At 52.9% G+C, this 5,866-nt stretch carries 5 protein-coding genes; 3 read left to right on the plus strand and 2 right to left on the minus strand.

Going from position 1 to position 5,866, the window contains the following annotated elements; genetic code table 11:
- Window positions 1-132: 132 nt before the first annotated feature.
- Window positions 133-1,167, minus strand: a complete 1,035-nt coding sequence (locus QVF11_RS24690; protein ID WP_110274065.1) for an AI-2E family transporter — start codon at window positions 1,165-1,167, stop codon at window positions 133-135.
- 522 nt (window positions 1,168-1,689) lie between these two features.
- Between QVF11_RS24690 and mdtJ the strand changes: the two genes are divergently transcribed.
- The 3 genes from mdtJ (at window position 1,690) to QVF11_RS24705 (ending at window position 4,630) form a co-directional block, all read left to right on the plus strand.
- A complete protein-coding gene (mdtJ, locus tag QVF11_RS24695) occupies window positions 1,690-2,052 on the plus strand; it encodes a multidrug/spermidine efflux SMR transporter subunit MdtJ (protein WP_112214329.1) in 363 nt (120 codons plus the stop codon).
- Window positions 2,039-2,368 (plus strand): multidrug/spermidine efflux SMR transporter subunit MdtI, encoded by a 330-nt coding sequence (gene mdtI / locus QVF11_RS24700; protein WP_142513903.1) that lies wholly within the window; start codon window positions 2,039-2,041, stop codon window positions 2,366-2,368. Before mdtJ ends, mdtI begins: the two co-directional genes overlap by 14 nt.
- A gap of 105 nt (window positions 2,369-2,473) precedes the next feature.
- Entirely contained in the window at window positions 2,474-4,630 is a 2,157-nt protein-coding gene (locus QVF11_RS24705) for a putative bifunctional diguanylate cyclase/phosphodiesterase (RefSeq protein WP_287857304.1), read from the plus strand.
- 4 nt (window positions 4,631-4,634) lie between these two features.
- On the opposite strand, the gene QVF11_RS24710 is transcribed toward QVF11_RS24705, so the two are convergent.
- The gene (locus QVF11_RS24710) at window positions 4,635-5,447 is read right to left on the minus strand and encodes a trypsin-like serine peptidase (protein WP_142513901.1); all 813 of its coding nucleotides are present in this window, start codon (window positions 5,445-5,447) and stop codon (window positions 4,635-4,637) included.
- Window positions 5,448-5,866 lie beyond the last annotated feature (419 nt).

Raw genomic sequence — 5,866 nt, forward strand, 5'->3', positions numbered from 1 at the left:
GGACTGATGCACTGGCGCTGCTGCTTCCCGGTGGCGCTGCGCTGACCGGGCTACGGGTTCACCGCCGTCTGCGGGCAGGTAGCCCGGACAGATGCGCCAGCATCGCCTCCGGGGAAAGCGCGTGCAATGTCGTTAGTTTTTACTCAAATCACTCAGCAGAAAGGCGATACTTTGCCCGGCGACCGTCTGCTCGAGAGCGATTTTGACGATAATGGTCAGCGGCACTGAGAGCAGCATACCAACCGGCCCCAGTAGCCAGCCCCAGAAAATTAACGACAGGAACACCACCAGCGTTGATAACCCCAGCCCACGGCCCATAATGCGCGGTTCGAGGATGTTACCGAACACAAGGTTGATAATCAGATAGCCCGCCAGAACCACCAGCGCGTCGTACAAACCACCAAACACCAGCACCTGCAAAATTGGCGGGATTGCGGCGAGAACCGAACCAATATTAGGAATGTAATTCAGCGCGAAAGCTAACAGTCCCCACATAAAGGCAAAACGCACATCGAGCAGCACCAGCATTCCCCAGACCACCAGGCCGGTTACCAGACTGATGGCGGTTTTTAACACCAGGTAGTGGGAGACGCTATCGAGTGCGCGCTGAATCGCCCCCATGCCTTCCACCGGCCGCGACATCAGCTGTTGCAGCTTGGCGGGTAGCTGCGGGACTTCCAGCAGCATAAACACCACCGTCAGTAGCAGCAGGAAGATAGAGGACATGGCGTTTGAAAGCTGAGTGAGCAGACTGGTGACCAGAGTCATTACTGCGTTAGGGTCAATATATTTATTAAGCTCAACCACCGAAACGGTAAAGCCGAAGCGCTGTAGCCACGGCGCAATGGCCTGCATCGGTTCATAGAGATAGTTGCGATACTGCGGCAGGGTACGCGCCAGTTCATTGAGAGAAGTCCCCAGCGAAGCCAACAGCACGACGGCAAGCAGGACAATCAGGCCCACCAGCAGTGAAATAGCCAGCACCCGCGGTACCCGGCAGCGCACCATAAGCTGAACCAGTGGGTTAATGACTACCGCCAGAAACAGTGCCAGCACGAAAGGAACGATGATATCCGCCGCGAAGCGAATGCCGGTCAGGATGATAACCATCATGCCGAGCATGATGACCATTTTTAAGCCGTTAAGTGTGATGATGGGTTTGGCCATACCGCTCCCTGCGAAAAAAATTGAGTCTAATGTGAATTCATTGTAGACGCTGGTAAAGTCGGCGTCTCAACGCTGCGTGTCTGCTAAAAAGAAAAAAACGGCCCGCTTATTTATAATTGACGGAATGGGATCATAATGGCGAACGGGATCAGAAAAAGCTAATCAAAATCAAATTTCAGAAGTAAAGAACTGCAAAGACTTTGAGTTAAATGTAGCACTATGGTACAAATTAGCCTGTGTATAACTACCGAGGACAATTTTCATCCGCAAATGATGAGAAGCAATAGCGCGGATAATTGTGATTTTATGGACAATAAGTTCAGGATGTATATTTCTTATCACCCTGCAGTATCCCTCTTCAACTCCCGCTTCCTTGGCGAGCAGCACTGGCGCTCGGCGCTATAGTCTTCTTCTCTCTGCCTGAGCTGGCGCGCTGCGCACGGCTAAAATAACGTCAGAATTTTTCCGGTTTACTTCGCGGTAAGCCGCAATGGATTATATTCTCAAGCAGGAGAAGGGATCATGTTTTATTGGATTTTATTAGCTTTAGCTATCGTTGCTGAAATTACCGGCACGTTGTCTATGAAATGGGCTAGCGTAAGCGGTGGACACACTGGTTTTATTTTAATGCTGGTAATGATTGCGCTTTCCTATATTTTTCTCGCCTTCGCGGTGAAAAAAATCGCCCTTGGCGTGGCCTACGCCCTGTGGGAAGGGATCGGTATTTTACTGATCACTATTTTCAGCGTGCTGTTGTTTGATGAGACGCTATCGGCGATAAAAATTGCTGGCCTGGTCACCCTGGTCGTCGGGATCGTATTAATCAAGTCCGGGACGCAAAAAACGGTGAAACAGCGCAAGGAGAGAACTCATGCAACAGTTTGAGTGGGTTCACGGCGCCTGGCTGGCGCTGGCGATTGTGCTGGAAATTATCGCCAACGTTTTTCTTAAGTTTTCCGACGGCTTCCGGCGTAAATTCTACGGCGTGATGTCCTTAGCGGCGGTCCTTGGCGCATTTAGCGCGCTTTCGCAGGCGGTTAAGGGGATTGACCTGTCGGTAGCTTATGCACTGTGGGGCGGTTTCGGTATCGCGGCGACCATTGCCGCCGGTTGGATACTGTTTGGTCAACGTCTGAATTATAAAGGCTGGGCCGGTTTGTTGCTTTTGGTCGTTGGCATGGTGCTAATTAAACTCGCCTGATGTGATGCCGCCTGTGAATGCAGGCGGCAAATTCTGCCCTCTGTATTACTCTTAAAAAAGAGCCAGTTCGGCGTATCTCCTGACCGGCCATGATGAGGGCAGAACATGATTCACTCGTTAGGTTGGCGCAATATCCCCTCCGCCAGAACGCTTTCCATCATGATCTTCCTCGCCGGGATCGGCTTAATCGTGTCTGTTATTTCTCTACTCTATCTCTCTCAACATCTGATAGGCCTCAAAGCCAACGAAATCGACAAGCATCGCTCTGTGCTATCGGTGGATGGCGCAGTGCAGACCTCGGTCAACCGCGTGCTGTCGCTGGTGATGGATAACGCCATCTGGGATGATGCGGTTCATCAGACCTATGCGGAGAAGCTCGATTCGCAATGGCTTTATAATTCATGGGGATCGGGTTTTAAAATCAACAATCTTTATGATGGCACTTTCGTGCTGGACCAGCACTATCGCGTTTTGTGGGGATCGTTTCGTAGCCAGAGTTTTACCGAGCAGGATACGCAATTTTTAGGCAATGGTTTTCATGCGCTCATCTCGCAGCATGCCGCAGCGCTACGCAGCGGTAAAAGCGCTTATGCGGGCATCACCCGCACCCGCGCCGGTATTGCGTTTATCGGTATTGGTCTGATTCGCCCAACGGTTGGACGCCTGCAGGTGCATGATGATACCCGCCGCTATCTGGTGATTACCCGGCACATTAACCCGCAAATGCTCGAACGCCTTGGTGATACCTTTCAGATTCGCAATCTGCACGTCACTCCCACCGGCGGTGAATACAGTATTCCGCTGCGTACTCATGCCGGAGAGATCGTGGGTTACCTCAGCTGGCAGCCAGGACTTCCCGGTGCGGAGGCATCGCGGGCGGCATCGAACAGTATTCGGCTGATTGCTGCGGTAGCGGCTGGGCTTATCTTGCTGTTTATTCTGTTTAGCAGTCTGGGTCTTTACAAGCTAGCGCGCGGTGAAAAGCTGGCGCGCAATATCGCCATGACCGACTGGCTAAGCCGCTTGCCTAACCGCCGGGCGCTAATCGAGCGGCTGAATCAGGTTTGTGAAAATTCGCAATATCAAACGCAAAGCGTGGTGTTTATCGACCTCGACGGCTTCAAAGATGTCAATGATAACTACGGCCATGATGTTGGCGATGCGCTGATCACCCATATTGCCAAAGAGCTGCGGGAGCGCATTCCTTCCGGTGGGATGTTGGCGCGGATGGGCGGCGATGAGTTCGCGATGACAATCAGCGGGGAGCTGGCAGTCAATCAGGCGTCAGCTTTTGCCTGGGCGGTGTTGGAAATGCTGAAAGCCCCCGTCACCTTAAACGATCGCAAAATCTATATCAGCGCCAGTATTGGTATTGCCAGCGGTGTTCCGGCGACCTGCTCCAGCACAGAGCTGTTTCGCCGTGCCGATATTGCCATGTATCACTCGAAGAAAACTGGCAAAGGGCGCACGACCTGGTATGACGAAGCGCTCAGCGACGCGCGGCAGTATCAGCTCAATATCGAAAACGGCATTCGTCAGGGACTGGAAAACGATGAGTTCGATGTCTGGTATCAGCCGATTGTTAACGCCGATACGCTGGTGATGGAAGGGGTGGAAGCGCTGTTGCGCTGGCCGCGACGCCCTCAGGGGGCGCTGCCGCCGGATGCGTTTATCGGCATTGCCGAGAGCAGCGGCCTGATCTACGCCCTCGGCCAGTTTGTCCTCTATCGCGCCTGCTGTGACCTGCAGCCAATGGGCGATCTGCTGCTGTCAGTGAATATCTCTCCGGCGCAGTTTCGCGATCCGGAGTTTGAGTCGCGCGTGGTACAGGTGCTTGGACGCTGCCATTTCCCGGCCCGCCGATTGCAGCTTGAGGTCACCGAGAGCTATGTTCTGGAAAATCCCGATCGCGCGAGGGCGGCGATTGAGAATTTAAAATCGCTGGGCATTGCGGTGGCGCTGGATGATTTCGGTACCGGATATTCCAGCATCGGTTATTTACGTAGCTTCAGCTTTGACAGTCTCAAAATCGATAAATCGCTGGCCGGGCTGGTGGATGTCGATACCCAGGCGGCGGAGCTGGTGCGTGGTACCGTGCGTATTGCCGGGGCGCTAGGCATTACGGTGGTGGCGGAAGGCGTTGAAAACCAGCAACAGCTGGCGCTGCTGCGTCGTGCGGGATGCGACAGATTGCAGGGATTCTATTTCAGCGAGCCGATGCCCGTCGCTTCTTTACTACAGCTGCGTCAGCAGCAGGGCTGACCGCTTATTGGGCGGCCAGCGTTTCCAGTTTGTCGCGAAAACCAGTCACCGATATGGCTCGGTTATCCGCCCGCCAGCGATCTTTAGGTCCCGGAGCCGAACTCTGTACCGCAATAACCTGCCAACCCGCGTCGGTTTTCAGCAGCAGCGGGGAACCGCTATCGCCCGGTAAGGTGTCGCACTGATGCGACAGCACCGATGTCTGCGCCCAGCCGGTCACCACACAATCTTCATGAGTGTAGAGATTATCCAGATGATCTTCCGGATAGCCGGACTGCGTGACTTTGCGTTCAGCGGTCTTCAGCGCGGCGGTCAAATCGGCCTTGCTGCCGCTAAAAATGGGTACCGGCGTAATTCCGGAGGGGGCGTAGCGCAGCATGATAAGGCCAAAATCCCACGGTGCAGCCGCTGAGGGCACTATCCAGCCATCGCCGTCGGCCTTCAGCCGTTTACCAAGCGATGGGTCAACCCGGCCTTCAATACCGTGAATTTCATACACCCATCCCCCTTTACGCGAGATGAAGCGCAGCGCAACGGGTTTATCCGGTTTGCCTTTGGGCGGTGTAAGCAGGCAGTGCCCGGCGGTTAGCGCCATATTTGGCGCAATCAGCGTGGCGGTGCAGAGGTTACCGCTGGCGGTTTCCAGTTGCCCGATAGCATCCCACGGTGTATCTGTGGGGTTATTCACCGGTTTACGATCATCATGACCGAAAAACAGCGTCTTAATATCTTTTGCACTCATGCCATCATCGTCAGCCTGAGCTAGCGCGGGAAATAGACAAAATGAACACAGTAATAACAGTACGTCTCTACGCATATCACTCTCTGGGGAGTTAATTATGTATATTGAAAGTAGCAGCAGATTTAAGTTTATGAAAGTTAAGAATAATTTTAATGAAGTTCTAACGCCCGCAAAAGAAGAAAAAACAGCCTTTTTTTAGTAGGCGAATAGCGTAATTTCAAACGGTTAACATCGATTTTCTGCTGCGTTATTTCCGCAGAAACAGGGGCCGGAAGCAACATAAATCGTGTATCCGAACGTACAGCATCCTGTGTGGGGTAAAAAGCTTTCTTACTGCAGATTTTTCTTAAGGTGAGTGTTCCAGAAGGCGATGTTACTGGTTAAACAAGAGCTATCTATATACCCGTCATACTTCAAGTTGCAGGTGTGTTGGCCGCGTTCGTTCACCCCAGTCACTTACCAGAGTAAGCTCCCGGGGATTCGCTCACTTGCCG

Origin of the sequence: Klebsiella sp. (assembly GCF_027492335.1) — a bacterium.
In the GTDB taxonomy this organism is placed as follows: domain Bacteria; phylum Pseudomonadota; class Gammaproteobacteria; order Enterobacterales; family Enterobacteriaceae; genus Klebsiella; species Klebsiella huaxiensis.